We start from the raw sequence: 23,107 nt of genomic DNA, 5'->3' as shown, positions 1-23,107 counted from the left end.
CGTGCTCCCGGGTGCGTCAGGTGCGCACGCGGGCCTTGCGGTACAGCACGGTGCCGGCGAGCAGCATGCCCGCACCCACCGGAACCGCCACACCGAGCGGCAGCTCACTGCCGGTCTGCGCGAGGGTCTCGATCTCCTCGACCGGCGTCACGAGCTGGGTCTTCGGCTCGTTCGGGGGCTTGCTGGGCTCCTCGGCGACCGGGTCGCGGGGGTCCTGCGGCTTGCCGGGGACCTCCTTGTCCGGAGGCGCCGCCTCCCCGTTGCCGCAGTCGTTGCCGGTGGTGGGGTTGAGGGCGCCGACAACCGAGACGCCGTTCCCACAGGCGTTGACCGGCGCCTCGACGGGAGCCTGGACGTTGTTGCCGGAGAGGACGCCGGGCGAGCCGGAGGTGACGCCTTCGGCGGTCGCTCCGCCGCCCGATCCCCGCTGGGAACCGCTGCCGCCCTCGCCGTAACCGCCGCCCTGCTCGGAACTTCCGCCCTGGTCTGATGAACTGCCGCCTCCCTTGGAGGAGTTGCTGCAGTCGTTGCCGGCCGCCGGGTTGAGGAGGCCGACGACGTTCACGGTGTTGCCGCAGACGTTGACCGGCACCTCGATCGGTGCCTGAACGCTGTTCCCGGAGGCGACGCCGGGCGACCCGTGGGCGCTGCCCTGGGCCCCCGAGTCGGCGTGTGCGTAACCGGTGACGGCGAAGACGCCGGACGCGGCCGCCACGGTGATCAGGCCTTTACGCGTGACCTGTCGCATAGGTACTTCCCTGTCTTGGAACTACTGGGAACGCGCACACCCCACAGCGGGACGTGCGCCGAATGCCCAACGGCCCCGGAGTGCATGGCGCACACTCCGGGGCCACGGGACTCAACCCCTCAAGGGGTGAGGCACAACGTCACTTGTTCACGCAGGTGTTGCCGAAGGTGGGGTTCAGCAGCCCGATCACGGAGACCGTGTTGCCGCAGACGTTCACCGGCACGTGCACGGGCACCTGGACGACGTTGCCCGAGAGCACGCCCGGAGACTTGACGGCAGCGCCCTGAGCACCGGCGTCGGCGACGGCGATACCCGCGCCGGCGAGCACCAGACCACCGGTGGCAGCCGCAGCAGCGACGACCTTCTTGATCATTATTCCTCCTTGTTGGCAATGCAGTCCCAGCCGCGGACTGCACCACCTGTAACGAGGAGAGGTGACGGGGGCTACGACCGAACGGCCCCATTCACCCGTTTCAGTCAACTGCGCACACGCAGACGATTCTTGACGCGAGCGCGACGCCTTCCCGGGGCGTCACGAGGCGCCCCGAGACGCTCCAAGGCGTTCCGAGACGCCCCGAGGCTCCCCGAGAAGTCACGAGGCGTCGATGAACCGGTCGAGGACGCGCACGCCGAACTTGAGGCCGTCCACCGGAACCCGCTCGTCCACGCCGTGGAACATGCCCGCGAAGTCCAGCTCCGGCGGCAGCTGCAGCGGCGCGAAGCCGAAGCAGCGGATGCCCAGGTCGTCGAAGGACTTGGCGTCGGTGCCGCCGGAGAGCATGTACGGCACGGCCCGCGCGATCGGGTCCTCCGCCTTGAGGGCGCTCTGCATGGCGTCGACGAGCTTGCCGTCGAAGTCGGTCTCCAGGGCCTTGTCCGCGTGCACGTCCTCGCGCTGCACGCGCGGGCCGAGGAGGCGGTCGAGGTCGGCCAGGAACTCCTGCTCGTAGCCGGGCAGGAAGCGGCCGTCGACGTGGGCGGTGGCCTGGCCGGGGATGACGTTCACCTTGTAGCCCGCGCCGAGCATGGTGGGGGCGGCGGAGTTCTTCAGGGTCGCGCCGACCATCTTGGCGATGCCGCCGAGCTTGGCGAGCGTCTCGTCCATGTTCTCCGGGTCGAGCTCGGTGCCGAGGGCGTCGGACAGCTCGTCGAGGAAGGAGCGGACGGTCTTGGTGACGCGGATCGGCCAGTTGTGCCGGCCGAGGCGGCCGACGGCCTCGCAGAGTTCCGTGATGGCGTTGTCGTCGTTGGTCATGGAGCCGTGGCCCGCCGTGCCGTCCACGGTGAGCCGCATCCAGTGCATGCCCTTCTGGGCGGTCTCGACGAGGTAGAGGCGGAGGTTCTCGTTCACGGTGAAGGAGAAGCCGCCGACCTCGCCGATCGCCTCGGTGACGCCCTCGAAGAGGTCCGGGTGCTTGTCGACGAGATAGCGCGCTCCGTACGTACCGCCGGCCTCCTCGTCCGCGAGGAAGGCGAGCACGATGTCGCGCGGGGGCTTGCGGCCGCTGCGCATGCGCTCGCGTACGACCGCGAGGGTCATCGCGTCCATGTCCTTCATGTCGACCGCGCCCCGGCCCCAGACGCAGCCGTCGGCGATCTCGCCGGAGAAGGGGTGGTGGGTCCAGTCCTGCGCGTTGGCCGGTACGACGTCGGTGTGGCCGTGGATCAGCAGCGCGGGCTTGGACGGGTCCTCGCCCTCGATGCGCGCGACGGTCGAGGCACGGCCCTGGTGGGACTCGAAGATCTTCGGTTCGAGGCCGACCTCGGCGAGCTTCTCCGCCACGAACTCGGCGGCCTTGCGCTCGCCCGGTCCCGAGTGGTCGCCGTAGTTGCTGGTGTCGATACGGATCAGGTCCCGGCAGAGGTCGACGACCTCGTCCTCGCCGGAGACCGACGGTGCCTTCTCGCCCCTGCTCGACTCGCTCACGCTGCTTCCTCCCGAGTTGCCGCTGCTGGTCCCCCACATCCTCGCGCGCCGACCCCGCTCACCCCAAGGCAGGGCACCGCCCGTAATGCGCCGTTCATGGCCGGGCGGGGGTGGGCCGGGGTGGGCCAGGGGTGGGCCAGGGGTGTGATCAGGGCACCCCGAATGTTTGCTATGGTTTTCCACGTCGCCGCGGGAAACCGCGGGTCACCGGTCCGGGTGGCGGAATGGCAGACGCGCTAGCTTGAGGTGCTAGTGCCCTTTATCGGGCGTGGGGGTTCAAGTCCCCCCTCGGACACAGCGAAGATCCCCCGGCTCCACTGGAGCCGGGGGATCTTTTCGTTGGGCTGCGGCTCAACTCCCGTACGGGCGCGGCCGGTTCGATGCCCGGACACACGTCCGCCCCGGCCGGGCTCGGGGCGCACCGGTCGGGGCGGGGTTCGTGGGAGCGGTCAGTTGCTCGGGGGCCACGCCTTGAAGTGCTTCGGGCGGGGAGGCGCGTACGTCCGGATCTTGGAGGTCTTCAGGCCGAGGCGGACCAGGGACTCGGCGATCGTCACGGCCGCGGCGACGCCGTCCACGACGGGGACGCCGGTGCGCTCGACGACACGTTCGCCGAGGCCCGACATGCCGCCGCAGCCCAGGCAGATGACCTCCGCACGGTCCTGCTCGACGGCGCGGGCCGACTCCTCCACGATCGCCTCCACGGCGGCGGCCGGGTCGCGCTCCAGGTCGAGGACGGCCATGCCGCTGGCGCGTACGGAGGCGCAGCGGTCGGAGAGGCCGGCGAGGGCGAGGCGGTCCTCGATGAGGGGCACGGCCCGGTCGAGGGTGGTGACGACGGAGTACGTACGGCCGAGGAACTGGGCGGTCGAGGCGGCGGCCTCGGTGATGTCGACGACCGGGACATCGAGCAGTTCCTGCAGGCCCTCGCGGCCGTGCTCGCCGTAGCCGGCCTGGATCACCGCGTCGAAGGGCTCCGGGTAGGCGCGGACGGTCTCCATGACGGCGATGGCGGCCAGGTGGCTCTCGTAGTTGCCCTCGACGGAGTCGGCGCCGAAGGCCGGGGTGAGCGGGACGATCTCGGTGCCGGGGGCGGCGACGCTCGCGGCCTGCTCACCGATGCTCTTCGTCATCGTTTCGGTGGTGTTGACGTTGATGACAAGGAGTCGCATGGGGTGGTGTTCCTGTTTTCTCGCGTGACGGTGCGGGTGGGACGGGTGGGACAGGTGCGGCGGGCTTCCGCTCAGACGCTCGGTACGGCGATGTCCTCGCCGTCGACGTCCTCCTCGGGAACCGCGGGGCGGCCCGGCAGGACGACGAAGAGCAGGGCGGCGAGCAGGGCGCCGATGAACCAGGAGAAGCCGGAGATGCCCTGGAAGGCCGGGACGAGCGCGATGACCACGGCGAGGGCGGCGGCCGGGACGAACGCCCCGACGGCGCGGGGGTTGATGCCCTTGCGGTACGCGTACGTGGCCTCGGGGTGCTCGGTGTAGAGGTGCGGGACGTGCACCCGGGTCTTGCGGATCAGCCAGTAGTCGGCCATGACGATGCCGAAGACCGGGCCGAGGAGCGCGCCGAGTCCGCCGAGGAAGTAGTTGACGACGACCGGGTTGTTGTAGAGGTTCCAGGGCAGGATGACGAGCCCGATCGAGGCGCTGACGACGCCCGCGCGGCGGAAGTTGAGCTTGCGCGGGAAGAGGTTGACCAGGGTGTAGACGGGCGCGACGAAGTTGGCCATCAGGTTGACCGCGACGGTCAGGACGATCAGCGCGAGCGAGGCGAGGACCAGCAGGAACGTGTTCGGGATCGTCTGCACGATGTCGGAGGCGCTGGTGACGACCCTGCCGTCGAGCTTGAACTGCGCGCCGCTGAGGACGACCACGATGCCGGCGAAGAAGAGCATGTTCACGGGGATGCCGACGAGGTTGCCGACGTTGATCGAGCGGTTGCTCTTCGCGGAGCGCGTGAAGTCGCAGAAGTTGAGCACGAACGTGCCGTAGATGACGACCCAGAGCGCGGCGGCCTCGAGGATGTGCAGCCAGCGGTCGGCGCCGGTGAAGGCGTTGCCGGCGTCCATGGCGATGGACATGTCGGCCTTGGCGAACATCCACACGGCGAGCGCGAGCATCGTGATGAGGACGGCGGGCGCGGCCAGCTCGACGTACTTGCGGATGGCGTCCATGCCGAAGCTGACGATCAGGACCTGGATGACCCACAGGCCGAGGAACGAGACCCAGCCGAGCGCGGAGAGGCCGAGGATGGAGGTCTGCTCCCAGCTCGCGAGGCTCGGGATGAGCGCCTTGAGCAGCGCGGAGAGCACGGTCGCGGCCAGATAGGTCTGGATGCCGAACCAGGCGATGGCGACGCCGCCGCGGATCACGGCGGGGAGCTGGGCGCCTTTGACGCCGAAGGCGATGCGGCTCATGACCGGGAACGGGACGCCGGTCTTGGAACCCATGTAGCCGGAGAGGCTGAGCAGGGCGAACAGGAAGAGCGAGGCGAGCAGGAACGCCGCGAGGATGTCCCAGACGCCGAGCCCGAGAGCGAACAGGCCCAGGGCGAAGGCGTAGTTGCCGAGGCTGTGCACGTCGTTGGCCCAGAGGGTGAAGACGCTGTAGCCGCTCCAGTTGCGGCCTTCCTTCTTCGTGGGCGCGAGGTCCGGACTGTAGAGCCGGGTACTGGTGCCCGTGGCAGTCGCCTGCGAGGCGTCCGAAGACGACTCTCCTGTGTGCGCTGCGTCCTGTGCTGTGGTCACACCAGTCACCCTTCCGGGAGTTCCGGTATCCGGGAGTTCCGGTATACGGAATCAGTTTTTCGAAGCAGGTGAGCCAGGACGCTACGACCGGTTTCGCGTACCGGTCAAGAGGTTCGCGGGAGAAAACCACAGGTGAACGGGGGGCGATCAAGGCCGCAGCGTGCAGTAACAGCCTCAGGTATGGGCTGGAACTGGTGGGTAAATGGGATACCAAATCTTGCTCAGGCACAAGGGGTGACCTGCCTGCACGTCGCCCGAGCCGCCTCGCCGCAGGCACGGCAGAATGAGCGGCATGTCTCGTCGTACGACCTCACCGTGCCCTTGCGGACAGCCGCTCGCCTACGCGGAATGCTGCGGAAGATTGCACTCCGGAAAGGCCGCCGCGGCCACTCCGGAGGAGCTGATGCGCTCCCGGTACGCGGCGTTCGCCGTTGAGGACGAGGCGTATCTGCTGCGGACCTGGCATCCGCGCACCCGCCCGCCGAGGGTCGGCTTCGAGGCCGGGGGGTCGATGCGCTGGACGGGCCTGGAGATCCTGGACAGCGCGGAGGGCAGCGCGTTCCACAGCACGGGCACGGTGACGTTCCGGGCCCGGTACGTCGACGGCGGCCGGGCGGGCGCGCTGCACGAGCGCAGCCGGTTCGAGCGGCTCGACGGGGCGTGGGTGTACGTGGACGGGGATGTGTACGAGTAGCGGGGCGCCGGGCCAGGGACCGCCGCCCCGAGGGGCGCGGACCCGCAAGGGCCGGGGAGGCGGGAGCCCTAGACCGTGTCCTTGAGGTCTCTCCTGCCCTCGCGGAGTTGACGCGCCTCGCTCCGCTGTGACCACATGCGCACGGCCATGCCAATGTGTCCGGCCACCACGATCGCGACCGCGAGGGCCAGCCAGTCGTGCACGAAGGTCGCGCCGGTGCGTACGGCGAGCGGGGCCAGGCCGGTGAACCACATCAGGATGCCGGTGCCGAGCATCACCAGGACCGCGCCCGCGATCCACGCCGCGTACAGCTTCTGGCCCGCGTTGAACTTGCCCTGCGGGCGCGGCCCCCGCTCGCGGCGGAGCGCGGCCCGCAGCCAGTGGCGGTCGTGCGGGCCGAAGCGGTCCAGGCGGCGCAGGTCGGCGCGGAGCGCGCGGGAGGCGAGGCCGGCGAGGAGCGGCACGGGCAGCAGCAGGCCCGTCCACTCGTGCACGGTGACGACCAGGGCGCGGCGGCCGACGAGCTGGGCGAGCGCGGGGACGTAGAGGCAGGCCGCCGAGGCGATGCAGAGCAGCGTCAGGGCGGCGGTCGCGCCGTGCGCCCAGCGTTCGGCGGGGCTGAAGCGGCCTGCGTGCACGGCCTGTTCAGGCGGTCGGGGTGTCGTCGCGGCCGTTGGAGCGGCCGACCCAGGCGTCGACGTCATAGCCTCGCTCCTCCCAGTATCCGGGCCGGACGTCCTCGGTGACGGTGATGCCGGAGAGCCACTTGGCCGACTTGTAGAAGTACATGGGCGCGACGTACAGGCGTACCGGCCCGCCGTGTTCGTGGCTGACCGGCTTGTCCTGCATGCGCAGGGCCACCAACACGTCGTCCCTGCGGGCCTGTTCGAGGGTGAGGCTCTCGCTGTACGCGCCGTCGAAGCAGGTGAAGCGGACGGCGCGGGCCTCGGGGCGGACCCCGGCGGCGTCCAGGAGCCGGGACAGACGTACGCCCTCGAAGGGGGTCTCGGGGACCCGCCAGCCCGTCACGCACTGCACGTCGCGCACGATCCGGGTCTGCGGTTCGGCGCGCAGCCCGGCCAGCGTGTACGTGCTGGGGCGGTCGACGAGGCCGTCCACGCGCAGGCGGTAGGTGCGGGCGTTCTTCGGCGGTACGGACGCGGTCACGGAGTAGTACCGGAAGGCGCCGCCCGCGGGCAGGGCGTCGGTCAGGCCGGTCGGGTCCTGCCGGGCCAGCGCCTCGACGCCGCGCTGCAGGAGCGGGGCGGCGGCGACTCCGGCCGCGCCCAGGCCGAGCATGCCGAGCACGACGCGGCGGCCGATGGGTGCGCCGGAGGCGTCGTCGGACCGGTCGTGGACGTCGTCGGGCGGGGTGGGGTTCACATCCCCGAGTTCAGCACTCGGGACGCGGTCGGACCAGGGGGCGCGGGGCTTCGTCAGGGTTTCGTCATCTCTTGCGGTGCGCCCCTACGGGTGCGTGCGCTGGGTCGCCTGCTCAAGTTGGAATGCCTCGTTGCCCAGACCGATCCGGGCGTGGGCCTCCGGGCGCCGGGCGCGCAGGACGGCGCCGTGCACCAGGCCGACGACCGCCGCGAGGCCGATCACGCCCGGCAGCACCCACGCGAGGGCGGAGCCGGGGCCCGCGCCGACGAGGACGTCGAAGTCCTTCACCGTGTACCCGGCGATCACCAGGAGCGCCAGGCCCGAGAGGGCCGCGGCGACCAGCCGCCAGGCCTGGGCGCGGGCGGCGCCGCGGCGGGCGAAGAAGACGATCACCGCGAGGGAGGCGGCGGCCATGAGGGCGATGATGCCGAGGGCGCCGACGTTGCCCATCCACGTGAACAGCCGCAGCACCGGAACGGTCGGGTCGCCGATGGGCTTGTCGTCGGTGACCGCGAAGGCCGCGATGACGGCCACCGAGATCACCGTCTGCAGGAGCGAGCCCGAACCGGGCGCCCCGCTCGCCTTGTTGGTACGGCCGAACGCGGCGGGCAGCAGCCCCTCGCGGCCCATGGCGAAGGCGTACCGCGCGACGACGTTGTGGAAGCTGAGCATCGCCGCGAACATCCCGGTGACGAAGAGGATGTGCAGGACGTCCGTGAAGCCGGCGCCCAGGCGGTCCTCGGTGAGGCCGAACAGCAGGCCGGGGCCCTGCTCGCGGGCCGCGTCGACGATCCCGGACGGACCGGCCGCCACCGTCAGCGCCCAGGAGCTGAGCGCGAAGAACAGCGCGGCGAAGCCCACCGCCAGGAACATCACGCGGGCGACGACCACCTGCGGCCTGCTGGTCTCCTCCGCGTACACCGGCGCCTGCTCGAAGCCGACGAACGCGGCGATGCAGAAGCAGAGGGCCGTGCCGAAGCCCGCGCCGGTGAGGGAGTCCGGGTCGAACGCGGTGAGCGCGAGCCCGGAGGAGGCGGGCTCGGCGACCGCCGCCACGTCGAAGACGACGACCAGGAGGCACTCGATGAGCAGCAGCACGCCCAGCACGCGCGCGTTGAGGTCGATCTTCAGCCAGGCGAGTGCGGCGACGAGCGCGACGGCCGCCAACGCCGGTATCCACCAGGCCAGTTGGATGTCCAGGTAGGTGGCGAAGAGGGTGGAGACCTCGAAGCCGAAGATGCCGTAGATGCCGACCTGCATGGCGCTGTACGCGACCAGGGCCACGAGCGAGGCTCCCGCACCGGCGGTGCCGCCGAGGCCGCGGGAGATGTACGCGTAGAAGGCGCCGGCGTTGTGGACGTGCCGGCTCATCTCCGCGTATCCGACGCTGAAGAGGGCCAGGACCAGGCCGAGGATGACGAAGAGCAGCGGCTGTCCGACCATGCCCATCACGCCGAACGTGGTGGGCATGACTCCGGCCACGACCATCAGGGGCGCGCTGGCGGCGAGGACGGAGAGCAGCAGGCCCGCCGTGCCGAGGCGGTCGGCGCGCAGGGCGCGCTCCTCGCCCTTGTAGGTGTTGATCCGGCTGTCGCGCGCGGTGGGGGTTGCTGCGGTTCCTGTCGTGTCGGTGGTGCTCGAACTGCCCGTCGACATGGTCGCTCCGGTTCCTTCGGGGGTGGGGGGGCGGATCGGTGGGGCTCGGGTCGGGTCGCGCACCCGGCGGCTGCCGGGCGGGTCAGGCGGCGCCGAGGGCTGCGTTGCGGGCGGCGCCGAAGGCCTGTGCCGGGTCGCGCCCGGGGTACGACCAGGGGTCTTCGGTCGCGTTTCGGCCGATGCGGTGGAACAGGGCCGCCGCCTCGGCCGCGCGGCCCTCGCAGAACTTGGCGTGGGCAAGGAAGTTGAGGTCGATGCGGCCGCGCGGATGCTGGTCGCCGCCCCACTCCAGCCACCAGTCGAACGCGCCCTTCAGGACGAGGCGCGCCAGCCGTCCGGACCAGTGGCCCGAGCGCTCCGGCGGGGACGCGGCGCGGGTGGCACCGGCGAGGACGCGGTACCGCTCGGCGTGCGCGACGACCGGGAGGATCGCGAGCGGGGAGTCGGGCGGCGCCTGGTCGACGGCCCAGGAGGCGAAGTCGTACACCTCGTGCAGCGGGTCCTGGCCCAGGTCGGCGCGGCGTTCGGCGAGGCGGCCGACCATGAGGTGGTGGGCGTGGTGGTGCTGCGGGTGGCGGTGGCGGACCTCGTCGAAGAGGCGGACCACGTCCTCCTCGGAGCCGAGGGTGCGGGCCAGGAGCAGCAGGGCGAGCCACGGTGTGGGGTCATCGGGGGCGAGCGAGGCGGCGGCGCGGCAGGCGTCCTGCGCGTTCTCGGGGCGCTCCTTGCCGCGCAGGGCACGCCAGACCGAGGCGCAGGCGAACAGGGCCGCGGCGTCCGCGCTCTCCGGCTCGACGAGCCGCCACTCCTGCGCCCACGCGCGCGTGGCGGGTGACTGTCCGAGGACGACGAGGCGGTGGCCTCTGCGGTCCCAGTCGGGGCCGGTGGCGGCGAGCAGGGCACGCGTGTCGGCCCAGCGGCCGCGCTCCAACGCGGCGCGGGCGGCGGTCAGTTCGGTGTCGTCGAGGGCGGGGTCGAAGTCGTACGTGGCGCGCTTGCGGGCACGCCCGAGCGGAGGAGGCGGTGGGGACACCTCGGTGAGTCCTTCCCATCACGGTGGTCAAGCGGAGGGTGTGGACGGTTGCTGCGGGTCTGTGGTCGTGAGCCTGCGGCGATCACGCACCGCAGACCGGATGATCACGGACAGCTAAGCGGCAGGGGTCCCTTCCGTCAAGGCCGGGCCGGGAGGAATCGATTCGCCAACTGGCTTGTCCACAGGGTGAATTGGGGGGTTGGGGCGATTGTCAGTGGGGGGTCGTAGTCTCGCGAGTGGAGATCAGGACCAGCAGCGGACCACCGCAGGACCGAAGGAGCAGCGCCATGCAGCCGACCGACCCGCACCAGGACGTTCAGGACCTCCCGCCCCTGGGCCTCGCCTTCCCAGGACCGCTCCGGGACACCCTGGTCGCGGCAGTGCTCGCGGGCGAGAAGACATCGACGACGGGATTGCTGGTGGAGTACGAGCTGGAGGGCGAGCCCCTGCCGAGACCCGGGAACCGCTATGCGCTGATCGACTCCGACGACCGGCCCGTCGCGGTCGTCGAGACCACCGGAGCGCAGGTCATGCCGCTCGCCGAGATCGACCTGCGGCACGCCCTCGACGAGGGCGAGGGGTACACGTCGGTGGCCGAATGGCGGGTGGAGCACGAGAAGTTCTGGCACTCCCCGGAGATGAGGGCCGCGCTCGGCGACCCGGAGTTCACGGTCGCCGACACCACACAGGTGGTCGCGGAGCGCTTCCGGGTCGTCGCGCGCCTGACTGACTGAACCCGCCCTACCTCACCGCCCTACCCCACCGCCCGACCCGCCGCCCGACCCGCCGCGCGGCCGGAGAAGATGCAGCCGCCGAGGAACGTGCCTTCGAGGGAGCGATAGCCGTGCACGCCACCACCGCCGAACCCGGCCGCCTCCCCCGCCGCGTACATCCCGGGCAGGGGGTCGCCGCCGTCCGTGAGCACGCGCGAGGTCAGGTCGGTCTCCAGGCCGCCCAGGGACTTGCGGGTGAGGATGTTCAGGCGTACGGCGACGAGCGGGCCCGCCTTCGGGTCGAGGATGCGGTGCGGGGACGCGGTGCGGATCAGCTTGTCGCCGATGAACTTGCGGGAGCCGCGCATCGCGGTGATCTGCAGGTCCTTGGTGAAGGGGTTGGCGATCTCCCGGTCGCGGGCGGTGATCTCGCGGCGCAGTTCGGCCTCGTCGATCAGCGGCTCGTCGGTGAGCGCGTTCATGCGGCGGACGAGGGCGGCGAGGTCGTTCTCCACGATGAAGTCGTTGCCGTGGTCCATGAACGCCTTCACCGGGCCGGGCACGTCGGCCCGCGCGCGGCCGATCACGTCGCGCACGGACTTGCCCGTCAGGTCCGGGTTCTGCTCGGAGCCGGAGAGGGTGAACTCCTTGCCGATGATGCGCTTGTTGAGCACGAACCAGGTGTGGTCGTAGCCGCTGTGCATGATGTGGTCGAGGGTGCCGAGGGTGTCGAAGCCGGGGAAGAGCGGCACCGGGAGGCGCTTGCCGCGGGCGTCCAGCCAGAGGGAGGACGGTCCGGGCAGGATGCGGATGCCGTGCTTGTTCCAGATCGGGTTCCAGTTCTCGATGCCCTCGGTGTAGTGCCACATCCGGTCGCGGTTGACGACATGGCCGCCCGTGTCCTCCGCGATGCCGATCATCAGTCCGTCGACGTGCGCGGGCACCCCGGAGAGCATCCTGGCCGGCGGGCGGCCGAGGCGCTCGGGCCAGTTGGCGCGGACCAGCTCGTGGTTGCCGCCGATGCCGCCCGAAGTGACGATCACCGCCTGGGCTTTGAGCTCGAAGAGACCGGTGACGGTGCGGCCGGACTCCTGGCCGCGCTCGATGTCGGACGGTTCGAGCACCTCGCCGCTCACGGTGTCGACGGCGCCCGCGCTGCGGCCGAGGCCGGTCACGCGGTGCCGGAACCGCAGGTCGACCAGGCCGCGCGCCACCCCTTCGCGCACGCGCCGTTCGAAGGGGGCGACGAGCCCGGGCCCGGTCCCCCAGGTGATGTGGAACCTGGGCACCGAGTTGCCGTGCCCGGTCGCGTCGTACCCACCGCGCTCGGCCCAGCCGACGACGGGGAAGAACCGCACGCCCTGCGCGTGCAGCCAGGAGCGCTTCTCGCCCGCCGCGAAGTCCACATAGGCCTCGGCCCACTTGCGCGGCCAGTGGTCCTCCTCGCGGTCGAAGGCGGCGGTGCCCATCCAGTCCTGTAGGGCGAGCGCGTGGCTGTCCTTGATCCGCATCCGCCGCTGCTCCGGGGAGTCGACGAAGAACAGTCCGCCGAAGGACCAGTGCGCCTGCCCGCCGATGGACTGCTCGGGCTCCTGGTCGAGGAGGATCACCTTCCGTCCCGCGTCCACGAGTTCGGCAGTGGCCACGAGACCGGCGAGGCCCGCCCCGATCACGATCACATCAGCGTCGTACGCCATGGTCATCCGTCCTGTCGGCGGTGCGCTTCGGGGAGAAGGCACGGGGGTCGGGCAGGGAACTCAGGGATGGGTTACCGATGGGTTAGATCTTCGGGACACATGTGCGGGGCGTCAACCGCTGCGTTGGACGTGCCTGGTGCGACGCGGGTTGGATGGCCGCATGAGCGCTGACGAGATCCTCGACATCGTGGACGAGCAGGACCGCGTCGTGGGCACCGCGCCGCGCGGCGAGGCCTACGCGAAGGGCCTGCGCCACCGCTGCGTCTTCATCCTCGCCCGGGACGCGAAGGACCGCGTCTTCGTGCACCGCCGCACGCCGACGAAGCTGGTCTTCCCGTCGATGTACGACATGTTCGTGGGCGGCGTCGTCGGAGCGGGCGAGGCGTACGACACGGCGGCGCTGCGCGAGGCCGAGGAGGAGCTGGGCGTCCGTGGACTCCCGCAGCCCGTCCCGCTGTTCAAGTTCCTGTACGAGACGGACGAGCACACCTGGTGGTCGTACGTCTACGAGGTGCGCTGCGAACTCCCGGTGTCCCCGCAGGCCGAGGAGGTCGACTGGCACACGTTTCTGCCCGAGGACGACCTGGAGCGCGCGCTCGGCGAGTGGGAGTGGGTGCCCGACGGCCTGGCGGCGTACGAGCGGCTGAGGGCCTGGCGTGCGCGGTGATCGGGCGCCGGTAGGGTGCGGGGCGTGATCGGGTTCGTGGAGTCGTTGCGGCTGTGGTTGGCCCCCGCGCGGGTGCGGGAAGAGGGCGAGACGCCGGACTACCGCTTCTCGCTGGCCAACGAGCGGACCTTCCTCGCCTGGATCCGTACGGCGCTCGCGCTTGTGGGCGGCGGCTTCGCGGTAGACCAGTTCCTGCCGGACCTGTCCTGGGGCTGGCGGATCGCGCTGGCCCTCGCGCTGCTCGTGGTGGGTGTGCTGTGCGCGCTGCGGGCCGTCAACCACTGGATGCGGTGCGAGCTGGCGATGCGGCGCGGAGAGGACCTGCCGGTGTCCCGGTTCCCGGCGCTGCTCGCGCTCGCGGTCGGGCTCGTCGCCCTCGCGATGGTGGTGGTCGTGCTCTTCGGCTGGGCGGAGGGGTGAGTCACCCCGTACCACCGGCAACTCCTGAGCGGGACCCGGGACTTCAGCCGGAGCGGACCCGACTCGCGTGGCGGCGTACGACGTTGTCCTGCACGGTGGCCGCCGTGCTCGCGGGCAAGCAGGCGCTGCACGGCGGGGCGGGCCCGCTCGCTCTTGCCGCGGCGGGGCTCTCGCTGGTCGTGTGGCTGGTGTTCGTGGTGGTCGCCAACCGGCGGATTCATGCCCTGGTGAGTGCCCGGCCGGTGTCGATGCGGTGGGGTACGGCGCTGGGGGCGGCGGGCTGCACCGTGGGGCTGGCGGTCTTCGCGGTGGCCGTGGTGCGCTGAGGCCGCCGTCCTGAGCTGAGGCTGAGCCGCCGAGCGTGGCCTTGGTGCGCGGCCGTGGTGGGCGGCGTGGTGCACGGCGTGGTGCACGGCCGTGGCGCGCGGGCGTGGCGCGCGGGCGTGGCGCGCGGGCGTGGCGCGCGGAGCGCACGGGCGGAGCGCGCCCTTCCGTGCGCGCCACCGTGCACCCGGACGCCCCCGCCACTCGCCACCAAGCCCCACCAATCCCCACCATCACAACCGGATGAATCCGACATACAGGTCTAGCCTGGTGCTGTCATCCACCCCTGTACACCGAAGGTGAGCCGCATGACCACCCTCCACCTGGAGCACCCGACCCACGAGCACACGCACGGCGAGAGCTGCGGGCACCCGTCGGTCACGCACGGCGACCACATCGACTACGCGCACGACGGCCATCTGCACCGCGAGCACGAGGGCCACTGGGACGAGTGCGAGCCCGCCGGGCATCAGGCCCACGAGGGGCACGAGCACCAGCACGGCGAGGGCTGCGGCCACCAGACCGTCTCGCACGGCGACCACGTCGACTACGTGCACGACGGACACCGGCACGCCGAGCACAACGGCCACTGGGACGACCACTGAGTACCGGCCCCGAGCCGTACTTCCCCCGCTCCCGCCCCGACTGGCAGGCTCTGCCGAGAGGGTGCGGTGGGCGGGGGTTCTTGTAACGGCGACCACCGCAACGCCTCCGCACGACCACCACCTACGCACGACCACCACCTACGCACCTCGCCCTTCCGGACGAGAGCCCGATCACTTTCGGCCCACAGGGTAGACGGCATACCGACTGGTCGGCATGATGCTCCTGGAGTCAACACACAGGGAGCGACAGCATGGCCTCAGACCAGCCACCGGGCCTCGACCTCGCAGCACTGCGCGGCCACCTCGACCGTGTGCACCCCGGACTTGTGCGCGGCCCTCTCGAAGGACGGCTGATCGAGGGCGGCCGCTCGAACCTCACGTACGCGGTGACCGACGGAACCGACCGCTGGGTGGTGCGCCGCCCGCCGCTCGGCCACGTCCTCGCGACCGCGCACGACATGAAGCGCGAGCACCGAGTGATCAGCGCGCTGCAGGACACCGCGGTGCCGGTGCCGAAGGCGGTGCTGCTGTGCGAGGACGAGTCGGTGATCGGCTCGCCGTTCTACGTCATGGAGTTCGTGGAGGGCACGCCGTACCGCACCGCGGGCGAGCTGGCGGCGATCGGGGCCGAGCGGACCAGGGCCGCCGCCTTCAACCTGGTGGACACCCTGGTCGAGCTGCACGCCGTGGACCCCCAGGCCGTGGGGCTCGGCGACTTCGGCCGGCCCGAGGGCTTCCTCGACCGCCAACTGCGGCGCTGGGGCAAGCAGTTGGACGCCTCCCGCAACCGTGACCTCGCGGGCATCGACGAGCTGCACGCGGCGCTCGGCAGGGAGCTGCCGAACTCCCCCGCGGCCACCGTCGTGCACGGCGACTACCGGCTCGACAACGTCCTGATCGACGACCGCGAGCAGATCACCGCGATCCTCGACTGGGAGATGTCGACGCTCGGCGACCCGCTGACCGACCTCGGGCTGCTCGCGATGTACAGCGCGCGGCTCGAACTCCCCGACTCCCCGATTTCCACGACCGCTTCGGCTCCCGGCCACCCGGACGCGAGCGAGCTCATCCAGCGGTACGCCGCGCGCTCGGGGCGCGACGTGTCGGCGGTCTCCTGGTACACGGCGTTCGCCTGGTTCAAGCTCGCCGTGATCCTCGAGGGCATCCACTACCGGTACACGCTCGGGCAGACCGTCGGCGCGGGCTTCGACCGCATCGGCGAGCTCGTCCCGCAATTCATCGAGCACGGCCTGACCACCCTTCAGGAAGGCTGATCCGTCATGGACTTCGCATTCGACGCCCGCACCGAGGAGCTGCGCACCAAGCTGCTCGCCTTCATGGACGAGTACGTGTACCCGGCGCAGCCGGTGCTGCACGAGCAGCACGCGCAGCTCGACTCGCCCTGGAAGGTCCCGCAGATCGTGGAGGACCTGAAGGCGGAGGCACGCCGGCAGGGCCTGTGGAACCTCTTCTTGCCGGACGCCGAGCACGGGGCCGGGCTCACCAACCTCCAGTACGCGCCGCTGGCCGAAATCACCGGCCGTGTCCCGCAGTTGGCGCCGACCGCGCTGAACTGCGCGGCGCCGGACACCGGCAACATGGAGGTGCTCACGCAGTTCGGCGACGAGCAGCAGAAGAAGCAGTGGCTGGAGCCGCTGCTCGCCGGTGAGATCCGCTCGGCGTTCGCGATGACGGAGCCCGAGGTGGCCTCGTCGGACGCGACGAACATCGAGACGCGGATCGAGCGCCAGGGCGATGAGTACGTCATCACCGGGCGCAAGTGGTACATCTCCGGGGCGATGAACCCCAACTGCAAGATCTTCATCGTGATGGGCAAGACCGACCCGGACAACGAAGACGTACGCCGGCAGCAGTCGATGATCCTGGTCCCGCGCGACACCCCGGGCCTCACGGTGAAGCGCGCCATGACGGTCTACGGCTACGAGGACCACTGGCACGGCGGGCACGCCGAGGTGGTCTTCGACCAGGTGCGGGTGCCCGCCTCGAACCTGATCGGCGAGGAGGGCGGCGGCTTCGCGATCGCGCAGGCGCGGCTCGGCCCCGGCCGTATCCACCACTGCATGCGCCTGATCGGCATGGCGGAGCGCGCCATCGAGCTGATGTGCAAGCGGGCCGTGTCGCGTACGGCGTTCGGCAAGCCGCTCGCGCAGCAGGGCGTGGTGCACGAGTGGATCGCGGACGCGCGGGTCGCCGTGGAGCAGTTGCGGCTCCTCGTCCTGAAGACGGCCTGGCTGATGGACACGGTCGGCAACAAGGGCGCGCACACCGAGATCCAGGCCATCAAGATCGCCACTCCCCGTACGGTCGTCGACATCCTCGACCGCGCGGTCCAGCTGCACGGCGCGGGCGGCGTGAGCCAGGACTTCCCGCTGGCCGAGCTGTGGGCCGGGGCGCGCACGCTGATGCTCGCGGACGGCCCGGACGAGGTGCACCAGCGGTCGCTCGCCCGGCGGGAGTTGAAGAAGTACCTGTGACCTGAGGGTCAGGGGCGCAGCGCGCGCAGCAGCAGGTCCGCCAGGTGATCGGCGACCTGCTGCTGCGTGAGCGGGCCGCCCGGCCGGTACCACGTCGACAGATGGTGGACCGAGCCGAAGTGGTAGTCCACGACGAGGTCGGCCGGGGTGGCGGTGGAGAACACCCCGGCCTTCTGGCCTTCCTCGATCAGGGCGCGGAACCGTTCGTGGTAGCGGCGGCGTTCGGAGCGCACCTGCTTGTTCTTCTCCGGGCTCAGTTGGTGCATGGAGCGGAAGAAGATGGCGGCGTCGTCGAGGTTGTCGATGGTGGTGACGACGACGTCCGCGGCGGCGTCCCGCAGCCTCTTCTCGATCGGGGCGTCGGAGTCCGCGTACGCATCGAGGCGCTCCTGCTGGAGGCGGAGCACACGCGCGTAGACCTCCTGGAGCAGGTCTTCCTTGGAGCCGAAGTAGTGGTAGAGGGCGCCCTTGGTGACGCCGGCCGCCTCGACGATCTCCTGTACGGAGGTGCGGTCGTAGCCCTGCTCGGCGAAGAGCCGGGTGGCGGCGGCCAGGAGCCGTTGGGGGACGGGCGTGCCGGCATCGGAGTCCGTCACCTTGGCCATGGCCGCCACCTGCCTTTCGTACGTGTGCCAGTTGCTGTGTGTACCGGTCAGCGGGAAACCGTATGCGATCTACGGCTGGGAACGCAGTTCCCGTCGGAGGATCTTCCCACTCGTGGTCTTCGGGAGCTCCGGCAGGATCTCCACCTCGCGCGGGTACTTGTACGCGGCGAGCCGCTCCTTGCAGTACGCGCCGAGCTCGTCCGGGTCCGCGCTCGCGCCGGGGCGCAGGCTGACGTACGCCTTCACGGACTCGCCGCGGTAGCTGTCGGGGACGCCGACGACGGCCGCCTCGCGGACCGCCGGGTGGCCGTAGAGGACGTCCTCGACCTCGCGGGGCCAGACCTTGAAGCCGGAGGCGTTGATCATGTCCTTCTTGCGGTCGACGACGTAGAGCCAGCCCTCGGCGTCCATGAAGCCGATGTCGCCGGTCCTCAACTCGCCCTGGGGGAAGGTGGCTTGGGTGGCCTCGGCGCGGCGCCAGTAGCCGGGGACGACCTGGGGTCCGGTCACCGCGATCTCGCCGTGCTCGCCGAACGGCACGTCGGCGCCCTTCTCGTCGACGATCCGTACGACGGTGTCCGGGCCCGGCACGCCCACCGAGAGCGTCCCTGAGGCCGGGTCGACGGGCGCCTCGTGCTCGGGCGGCACGGAGGCGCAGGGCGCGGTGCACTCGGTGAGTCCGTAGCCGTTGCGGATGTACGGGCCGAAGCCGGCGCGGAACTTCTCCACCAGGGCGGGCGGCAGCGGGGCGCCGCCCGAGGAGATGACCTCGAAGGACGAGAAGTGGTCGCGGGTGACGTCCGGGTGCGCGGCGAGCGCCATGAACGCGGTGGACGGGCCGACGGTGTACACGGGCCGGTGCTCCACGAACGCGTCCAGGACGACGCCCGCCTCGAAGCGGTACGCGAGGGCCAGCGTGCCCGCGTTGGCGAAGCAGGCGGAGAGCTGGCAGACCATGCCGGTGATGTGGAAGAGCGGGGCGAGCCCGAAGTAGGTCGCGCCCTCGGCGATCCCGTGGCCGCCGCGCTGCCGTTCGGCGTTGTACGTGATGTTGCCGTGCAGGTTCATGGCGCCCTTGGGGGTGCCGCTGGTGCCCGAGGTGTAGCTGATCAACGCGATGCCGTCTGCGGCCGGTTCGCGGTCGGTGGGCGCTGCGGCGCCGGCGCGGGCGACGGTCAGCAGGTCGTCGGCGTCGGCCGCCTGCGGGAGGCGTTCGAAGCCGAGGACGCGGGTGTCGCCGCGGGTCTGCAGGTCCAGCTCGCAGGCGGTGAGCACGATCCGTACCGGGGAGTCCGCGGCGGTCTCCCGCAGGTACGACTCCCAGGCGCGGTCGGAGCAGATCAGCCCGGTGACCTCGGCGTCGTGCAGGACGTGCCGGACCTCGCCCGACTTGTACATCGGGTTGACCGGGACGACCGTGGCCCCGGCCTTCCAGGCGCCGAGCAGGGCGAGGACGAAGTGCGGGGTGTTCTGCAGCATGATCGCCACCCGGTCGCCGGGGCCGAGGCCGCGGGCCGCGAGGTGTCCGGCGACGGAGTCGCTGAGCGCGTCCGTCTCCGCGTACGAGAGGCGGCCGTCGAAGTAGGCGAGGGCGGTGTGCCGCGGGGCCCTGCCGACGGCTTGGCGGAAGGCGTGCACGACGGAGGGCGGCGGGTCGGCGGGGGCGCGCTGGGCCTCGCTGAGGCGGCCGAGCCAGGGCTTGGCGGCGTATATGCCCGAGGACTGCGTTCCGGCTGGCTTCACTGGGCCGCCTCCCACTTCTGCTGGATGTGGTTCATGTTGCCGAGCCAGCGGTCCGGGTCCGAGGCGCGTGCCGCGTAGTATCCCCCGACCTCGGGGTGCGGCAGGATCAGGAAGCGGTCGGCCTCGATGCCCGCGAACAGCGCCTCGGCGACGTCCTCCGGCTCGATGGCGCTGGGCGCGAGGACGAGTTCGCCCGCCGAGCCGGCGGCGGTGAGCATGTCGGTGCGCACGCCCTGCGGGCAGATGGCGTGCACCTTGAGGCCGCGGTGCCGGTACGTCAGCGAGAGCCACTCGGCGAAGGCGTACGCACCGTGCTTGGTGACGCTGTACGGCGCCGCCCCGACCATGGTGAGCAGTCCGGCGGCCGACACCGTGGAGATGAAGCGGCCCTCGCCGCGCTCCAGCCAGCCGGGCAGCAGGGCGTGGGCGGCGCGGATGTGCGCCATCACGTTCACGTCCCAGGCCGTGGCCCACACCTGCTCGTCGGCGGCCTCGGTGCCGCCGGAGGCGAGGCCCGCGTTGGCGCAGTAGACGTCGACGGTGCCGCCGAGCGCCTCGCGCGCGGGCTCGACGATCGCGGAGGCGTCCCCGGGTACGGCGATGCCACCGATCTCCTCGGCCACAGCCTTCGCCTTGTCGGGGTCCAGGTCGTTGACGACCACCCGGGCGCCCTCGGCCGCGAACCGGCGGGCCAGTGCGGCGCCGATGCCGGCACCCGCCCCCGTGACGACAACTGCCTTGTCCCGCATGCTCTCCACCTTCGTGTCTCCCCTCGTGAACGACTCGTCAACAGCCTCGACGCGATCGCAGACTAACCAGTCGGTATGCCGTGGGGGAAGGGGACGGACGAGACGACCGCTGTCCGGTTCGTTCCCTGCGGGGCGTGCGCGCGTTAGCGTGCGTGCGCATGTCAGCCGCGCTCATCGATGTCACGGAGGTCATGGAATGAATCTCTCCAGACGGAGCCTGCTCGCCGCCGGTACGGGAGCGGTCGCCGCGACGGCCGCCGCCTCCCCCGCCCTCGCTGCGGACGCGGGCCGTACGGCACGGCCGGGCGGGCGCCGGCTGCGGACCGGCTTCGAGCAGCTCGCCGACGACGGCTACGGCCTCCTCGACGGCGAGCGCGTCGGCATGGTCACCAACCCGACGGGCGTGACCCGCGACGTCCGGCACATCGTGGACGTGATGCACGCCGACGCACGCGTGGACCTGGTCGCGGTGTTCGGCCCCGAGCACGGCTTCCGCGGCACGGCGCAGGCGGGCGGTTCGGAGGGCCGGTACGACGACCCGGCGACGGGCCTGCCGGTCTTCGACACGTACCGGAAGAGCGGGCAGGCGCTCGCGGACATCTTCACTGAGGCGCGCGTGGACACCGTCGTCTTCGACATCCAGGACGCGGGCGCGCGCTTCTACACGTACATCTGGACGCTGTACGACTGCATGGTGGCCGCCGAGCTGGCCGGGAAGCGGTTCGTGGTCCTGGACCGGCCGAATCCGGTGTCCGGGCGGTCGGCGGAAGGGCCGGTCCTGCACAAGGAGTTCGCGACGTTCGTGGGGCGCGAGCCGATCTCGCAGGCGCACGGGATGACGGTGGCGGAGCTGGCGCGGCTGTTCAACGCGGAGTTCCTGGAGCGCCCGGTCGAGCTGGAGACCGTGCTGATGTCGGGCTGGCGCAGGGACGAGTTCTACGACGCGTCGGGCCTGCCGTGGGTGCCGCCGAGCCCGAACATGCCGACGCCCGAGACGGCGCTCGTGTACCCGGGTACGTGCCTCTTCGAGGGCACCAACCTGTCGGAGGGGCGGGGCACGACGCGGCCGTTCGAGCTGCTCGGCGCCGAGGGCATCGACCGTGGCTGGGCCGAGGCCGCGAACGAACTCGGCCTGCCCGGCGTGCACTTCAGGGAGGCGTACTTCGCGCCGACGTTCTCCAAGTTCCAGGGCAAGACCGTCGGCGGTGTGCAGCTGCATGTGCACGACCGGGAGGCGTTCGACGCGGTGGCGACCGGGATCGGGCTGCTCGTGACGGCCAAGCGGACCTGGAAGGGCTTCGCCTGGCGCAGCGACCACTGGATCGACAAGCTCACCGGGTCGACGCAGGTGCGCACGATGATCGACGCGGGCGCGGACGCGGAGGACGTGGTGGCCGCCTGGCAGGGCGAGTTGGCGGAGTTCCGTGCGGTGCGCAGGAGGTATCTGGCGTACCGCTGAGATTGATGCGCGCGGTCTCATTAACCGAGACCGACCGTCCCGCCTATTGACTGCACGCTACACCGATCGTCACAGTGCCGACGTGCTCAACGACGACCCCACCACCGACCTCAGCAAGGCCACCGCCCCCGGCGACGCCGCCTCCACGGACGAGAGTCCGGAGAGCCTGCGCCGGGTGGCGGTGGCCAGCTTCATCGGCACCGCCATCGAGTTCTACGACTTCTACGTCTACGGAACGGCCGCCGCTCTCGTCCTCAACGACGCCTTCTTCCCGAACCTCACCCCGGTCAACGGCACGCTCGCGGCGTTCTCCACGTACGCGGTGGCCTTCGCGGCGCGGCCCATCGGCTCGCTGGTCTTCGGCCACTTCGGGGACCGGGTCGGCCGCAAGTCCGTCCTGGTCGCCTCGCTGCTCCTGATGGGGCTCTCCACGGCGCTCGTGGGCCTGCTGCCCGGCTACGGTACGTGGGGCATCTGGGCGCCGCTGCTGCTCGTCCTCCTCCGCTTCCTGCAGGGCGTCGGGCTCGGCGGCGAGTGGGGCGGGGCCGCGCTGCTCGCCGTGGAACACGCGCCGCGCGGCAAACGCGGCATGTTCGCGGCGTTCCCCCAACTCGGCCCGTCCGTCGGGTTCTTCGCGGCGACGGGCATCTTCTGGCTGCTCTCGTCCGTGCTCGACGACGAGGCGTTCCGCAGCTGGGGCTGGCGGGTGCCGTTCCTGCTGTCGTTCCTCCTGGTGGCGGTCGGCCTGTTCGTGCGGCTCAGGATCAGCGAGACCCCGGTCTTCGCGCGTGTGATGGCCGCTCAGGAGGCCAGCAAGGCCCCCGCCCTGGAGGTGTTCAAGCGGCACCCGCGCGAGCTGCTGCTCGGCGCCGGCGGCATGGTCGTCGCGTACGGCCTCTTCTACACGGCCACCACGTACTGCCTGGCGTACGGGACGAACACGCTCGGCGTCTCCCGGAACACGATGCTCGGCCTTTCCCTGGTGGCCTGCGTGTTCCTCGCCGCGGGCACCTGGTTCGCGGCGACCCGCTCCGACGCGCGCGGACGGCGCCGCCTGATCCTCGCGGGCAGCGGGCTCGCGGTGGTGTGGGGGTTCGTGCTGTTCCCGCTGATGGACACCGAGCAGCCGGTCCTCATCGCGATCGCGCTCGGCGGTGCGCTGTTCTGCATGGGTGTGGTGTACGGCCCGATGGGTGCGTACCTGCCGGAGCTGTTCGGGGCGCGGGTGCGGTACTCGGGGGCGTCGTTCGCGTACAACCTGGGTGGGGTTGCGGGCGGGGCGGTTGCTCCGCTGGTGGCTACGCGGCTGCAGGAGTCCTTTGGGTCGGGGGCGGTGGGGTGGTACGTCAGCGCCATGGCCGTGGTGTCTTTGGTGTGCGTGTTGGCTCTGCCGGAGACGCGGGAGCGGGAGCTGGGCTGAGGGTCCTGCCGGAC

Annotated in this window: 23 protein-coding genes and 1 tRNA gene; 11 read left to right on the top strand and 13 right to left on the bottom strand. The window is 71.2% G+C overall.

What is annotated here, in order from left to right; all coding sequences use genetic code 11:
* Positions 1 to 16: 16 nt before the first annotated feature.
* The 3 genes from RCO28_RS11140 to RCO28_RS11130 all read right to left on the bottom strand — a co-directional run bounded on the left by RCO28_RS11140 (position 17) and on the right by RCO28_RS11130 (position 2,675).
* Positions 17 to 748, bottom strand: a complete 732-nt coding sequence (locus RCO28_RS11140) for a chaplin family protein (RefSeq protein WP_308940884.1) — start codon at positions 746 to 748, stop codon at positions 17 to 19.
* A 139-nt stretch (positions 749 to 887) separates the two neighbouring features.
* A complete protein-coding gene (gene chpH, locus RCO28_RS11135; protein WP_308940883.1) occupies positions 888 to 1,121 on the bottom strand; it encodes a chaplin ChpH in 234 nt (77 codons plus the stop codon).
* Positions 1,122 to 1,340: 219 nt separating this feature from the next.
* On the bottom strand, positions 1,341 to 2,675 hold the full coding sequence (locus RCO28_RS11130) for a M20/M25/M40 family metallo-hydrolase (protein ID WP_308940882.1): 1,335 nt from the start codon (positions 2,673 to 2,675) through the stop codon (positions 1,341 to 1,343).
* A 210-nt stretch (positions 2,676 to 2,885) separates the two neighbouring features.
* Between RCO28_RS11130 and RCO28_RS11125 the strand changes: the two genes are divergently transcribed.
* Positions 2,886 to 2,970, top strand: a tRNA-Leu gene (locus tag RCO28_RS11125).
* Positions 2,971 to 3,124: 154 nt separating this feature from the next.
* Here the strand turns inward: RCO28_RS11125 and RCO28_RS11120 are convergent.
* Together RCO28_RS11120 and RCO28_RS11115 are read right to left on the bottom strand one after the other, a co-directional pair.
* A complete protein-coding gene (locus RCO28_RS11120) occupies positions 3,125 to 3,847 on the bottom strand; it encodes an aspartate/glutamate racemase family protein (RefSeq protein WP_308940881.1) in 723 nt (240 codons plus the stop codon).
* A gap of 71 nt (positions 3,848 to 3,918) precedes the next feature.
* The gene (locus RCO28_RS11115) at positions 3,919 to 5,430 is read right to left on the bottom strand and encodes an NCS1 family nucleobase:cation symporter-1 (protein ID WP_308940880.1); all 1,512 of its coding nucleotides are present in this window, start codon (positions 5,428 to 5,430) and stop codon (positions 3,919 to 3,921) included.
* Positions 5,431 to 5,713: 283 nt separating this feature from the next.
* Between RCO28_RS11115 and RCO28_RS11110 the strand changes: the two genes are divergently transcribed.
* Positions 5,714 to 6,124 (top strand): YchJ family protein, encoded by a 411-nt coding sequence (locus RCO28_RS11110; protein ID WP_308940879.1) that lies wholly within the window; start codon positions 5,714 to 5,716, stop codon positions 6,122 to 6,124.
* Positions 6,125 to 6,192: 68 nt separating this feature from the next.
* On the opposite strand, the gene RCO28_RS11105 is transcribed toward RCO28_RS11110, so the two are convergent.
* The 4 genes from RCO28_RS11105 to RCO28_RS11090 form a co-directional block, all read right to left on the bottom strand.
* Positions 6,193 to 6,828 carry a cytochrome b/b6 domain-containing protein gene (locus RCO28_RS11105; protein ID WP_308940878.1) on the bottom strand — a complete coding sequence of 212 codons (636 nt, stop codon included), beginning with the start codon at positions 6,826 to 6,828 and terminating at the stop codon, positions 6,193 to 6,195.
* On the bottom strand, positions 6,770 to 7,423 hold the full coding sequence (locus tag RCO28_RS11100; protein WP_308941234.1) for a molybdopterin-dependent oxidoreductase: 654 nt from the start codon (positions 7,421 to 7,423) through the stop codon (positions 6,770 to 6,772). Before RCO28_RS11100 ends, RCO28_RS11105 begins: the two co-directional genes overlap by 59 nt.
* 168 nt (positions 7,424 to 7,591) lie before the next feature.
* Positions 7,592 to 9,163 carry an APC family permease gene (locus RCO28_RS11095; protein WP_308940877.1) on the bottom strand — a complete coding sequence of 524 codons (1,572 nt, stop codon included), beginning with the start codon at positions 9,161 to 9,163 and terminating at the stop codon, positions 7,592 to 7,594.
* Between the two features lie 82 nt (positions 9,164 to 9,245).
* Positions 9,246 to 10,196 carry a hypothetical protein gene (locus RCO28_RS11090; protein ID WP_308940876.1) on the bottom strand — a complete coding sequence of 317 codons (951 nt, stop codon included), beginning with the start codon at positions 10,194 to 10,196 and terminating at the stop codon, positions 9,246 to 9,248.
* A gap of 287 nt (positions 10,197 to 10,483) precedes the next feature.
* On the opposite strand from RCO28_RS11090, the gene RCO28_RS11085 reads away from it, so the two are divergent.
* Complete coding sequence (locus RCO28_RS11085; RefSeq protein ID WP_308940875.1) at positions 10,484 to 10,930, top strand: ASCH domain-containing protein; 447 nt, start codon at positions 10,484 to 10,486, stop codon at positions 10,928 to 10,930.
* A gap of 20 nt (positions 10,931 to 10,950) precedes the next feature.
* Here RCO28_RS11085 and RCO28_RS11080 read toward each other — a convergent pair whose 3' ends face one another.
* Positions 10,951 to 12,606, bottom strand: a complete 1,656-nt coding sequence (locus RCO28_RS11080; RefSeq protein WP_308940874.1) for an FAD-binding dehydrogenase — start codon at positions 12,604 to 12,606, stop codon at positions 10,951 to 10,953.
* A gap of 160 nt (positions 12,607 to 12,766) precedes the next feature.
* On the opposite strand from RCO28_RS11080, the gene RCO28_RS11075 reads away from it, so the two are divergent.
* The 6 genes from RCO28_RS11075 to RCO28_RS11050 all read left to right on the top strand — a co-directional run bounded on the left by RCO28_RS11075 (position 12,767) and on the right by RCO28_RS11050 (position 17,117).
* On the top strand, positions 12,767 to 13,273 hold the full coding sequence (locus RCO28_RS11075) for an NUDIX domain-containing protein (RefSeq protein ID WP_308940873.1): 507 nt from the start codon (positions 12,767 to 12,769) through the stop codon (positions 13,271 to 13,273).
* Between the two features lie 24 nt (positions 13,274 to 13,297).
* The gene (locus RCO28_RS11070; RefSeq protein ID WP_308940872.1) at positions 13,298 to 13,693 is read left to right on the top strand and encodes a DUF202 domain-containing protein; all 396 of its coding nucleotides are present in this window, start codon (positions 13,298 to 13,300) and stop codon (positions 13,691 to 13,693) included.
* Positions 13,690 to 14,019, top strand: coding sequence for a DUF202 domain-containing protein (locus RCO28_RS11065; RefSeq protein WP_308940871.1), 330 nt, complete (start codon positions 13,690 to 13,692; stop codon positions 14,017 to 14,019). The genes RCO28_RS11070 and RCO28_RS11065 overlap by 4 nt, the downstream gene beginning before the upstream one ends.
* 306 nt (positions 14,020 to 14,325) lie before the next feature.
* Positions 14,326 to 14,622, top strand: coding sequence for a hypothetical protein (locus RCO28_RS11060; protein WP_308940870.1), 297 nt, complete (start codon positions 14,326 to 14,328; stop codon positions 14,620 to 14,622).
* Positions 14,623 to 14,873: 251 nt separating this feature from the next.
* Complete coding sequence (locus RCO28_RS11055; protein WP_308940869.1) at positions 14,874 to 15,896, top strand: phosphotransferase family protein; 1,023 nt, start codon at positions 14,874 to 14,876, stop codon at positions 15,894 to 15,896.
* Between the two features lie 6 nt (positions 15,897 to 15,902).
* A complete protein-coding gene (locus RCO28_RS11050) occupies positions 15,903 to 17,117 on the top strand; it encodes an acyl-CoA dehydrogenase family protein (RefSeq protein ID WP_308940868.1) in 1,215 nt (404 codons plus the stop codon).
* Between the two features lie 8 nt (positions 17,118 to 17,125).
* Here the strand turns inward: RCO28_RS11050 and RCO28_RS11045 are convergent, their stop codons facing one another.
* From RCO28_RS11045 to RCO28_RS11035, 3 genes are all read right to left on the bottom strand, one after another.
* Entirely contained in the window at positions 17,126 to 17,722 is a 597-nt protein-coding gene (locus RCO28_RS11045) for a TetR/AcrR family transcriptional regulator (RefSeq protein ID WP_308940867.1), read from the bottom strand.
* A gap of 69 nt (positions 17,723 to 17,791) precedes the next feature.
* A complete protein-coding gene (locus RCO28_RS11040; protein WP_308940866.1) occupies positions 17,792 to 19,465 on the bottom strand; it encodes an AMP-binding protein in 1,674 nt (557 codons plus the stop codon).
* Entirely contained in the window at positions 19,462 to 20,214 is a 753-nt protein-coding gene (locus RCO28_RS11035; protein ID WP_308940865.1) for an SDR family oxidoreductase, read from the bottom strand. The genes RCO28_RS11040 and RCO28_RS11035 overlap by 4 nt, the downstream gene beginning before the upstream one ends.
* Positions 20,215 to 20,410: 196 nt before the next feature.
* On the opposite strand from RCO28_RS11035, the gene RCO28_RS11030 reads away from it, so the two are divergent.
* Entirely contained in the window at positions 20,411 to 21,673 is a 1,263-nt protein-coding gene (locus RCO28_RS11030) for a DUF1343 domain-containing protein (protein ID WP_308940864.1), read from the top strand.
* An 82-nt stretch (positions 21,674 to 21,755) separates the two neighbouring features.
* Entirely contained in the window at positions 21,756 to 23,093 is a 1,338-nt protein-coding gene (locus RCO28_RS11025; protein ID WP_374991147.1) for an MFS transporter, read from the top strand.
* Positions 23,094 to 23,107: the final 14 nt, after the last annotated feature.

It is taken from the genome of Streptomyces sp. LHD-70 (assembly GCF_031157275.1).
Lineage (GTDB): Bacteria > Actinomycetota > Actinomycetes > Streptomycetales > Streptomycetaceae > Streptomyces.
Note: the sequence above shows the minus strand (reverse complement) of the source record. Positions and strands in the feature narration are given on the sequence as shown.

Excerpts from the sequence above, each read along its gene's own strand:
- RCO28_RS11105 (WP_308940878.1), bottom strand. The coding sequence starts at position 6,828 with ATGACGTCGACGCCTGGGTCGGCCGCTCCAACGGCCGCGACGACACCC.
- RCO28_RS11075 (WP_308940873.1), top strand. The coding sequence starts at position 12,767 with ATGAGCGCTGACGAGATCCTCGACATCGTGGACGAGCAGGACCGCGTC.
- RCO28_RS11120 (WP_308940881.1), bottom strand. The coding sequence starts at position 3,847 with ATGCGACTCCTTGTCATCAACGTCAACACCACCGAAACGATGACGAAG.
- RCO28_RS11100 (WP_308941234.1), bottom strand. The coding sequence starts at position 7,423 with ATGCTCGGCCTGGGCGCGGCCGGAGTCGCCGCCGCCCCGCTCCTGCAG.
- RCO28_RS11055 (WP_308940869.1), top strand. The coding sequence starts at position 14,874 with ATGGCCTCAGACCAGCCACCGGGCCTCGACCTCGCAGCACTGCGCGGC.
- RCO28_RS11050 (WP_308940868.1), top strand. The coding sequence starts at position 15,903 with ATGGACTTCGCATTCGACGCCCGCACCGAGGAGCTGCGCACCAAGCTG.
- chpH (WP_308940883.1), bottom strand. The coding sequence starts at position 1,121 with ATGATCAAGAAGGTCGTCGCTGCTGCGGCTGCCACCGGTGGTCTGGTG.
- RCO28_RS11085 (WP_308940875.1), top strand. The coding sequence starts at position 10,484 with ATGCAGCCGACCGACCCGCACCAGGACGTTCAGGACCTCCCGCCCCTG.
- RCO28_RS11110 (WP_308940879.1), top strand. The coding sequence starts at position 5,714 with ATGAGCGGCATGTCTCGTCGTACGACCTCACCGTGCCCTTGCGGACAG.
- RCO28_RS11095 (WP_308940877.1), bottom strand. The coding sequence starts at position 9,163 with ATGTCGACGGGCAGTTCGAGCACCACCGACACGACAGGAACCGCAGCA.
- RCO28_RS11035 (WP_308940865.1), bottom strand. The coding sequence starts at position 20,214 with ATGCGGGACAAGGCAGTTGTCGTCACGGGGGCGGGTGCCGGCATCGGC.
- RCO28_RS11140 (WP_308940884.1), bottom strand. The coding sequence starts at position 748 with ATGCGACAGGTCACGCGTAAAGGCCTGATCACCGTGGCGGCCGCGTCC.
- RCO28_RS11030 (WP_308940864.1), top strand. The coding sequence starts at position 20,411 with ATGAATCTCTCCAGACGGAGCCTGCTCGCCGCCGGTACGGGAGCGGTC.
- RCO28_RS11080 (WP_308940874.1), bottom strand. The coding sequence starts at position 12,606 with ATGGCGTACGACGCTGATGTGATCGTGATCGGGGCGGGCCTCGCCGGT.
- RCO28_RS11045 (WP_308940867.1), bottom strand. The coding sequence starts at position 17,722 with ATGGCCAAGGTGACGGACTCCGATGCCGGCACGCCCGTCCCCCAACGG.
- RCO28_RS11060 (WP_308940870.1), top strand. The coding sequence starts at position 14,326 with ATGACCACCCTCCACCTGGAGCACCCGACCCACGAGCACACGCACGGC.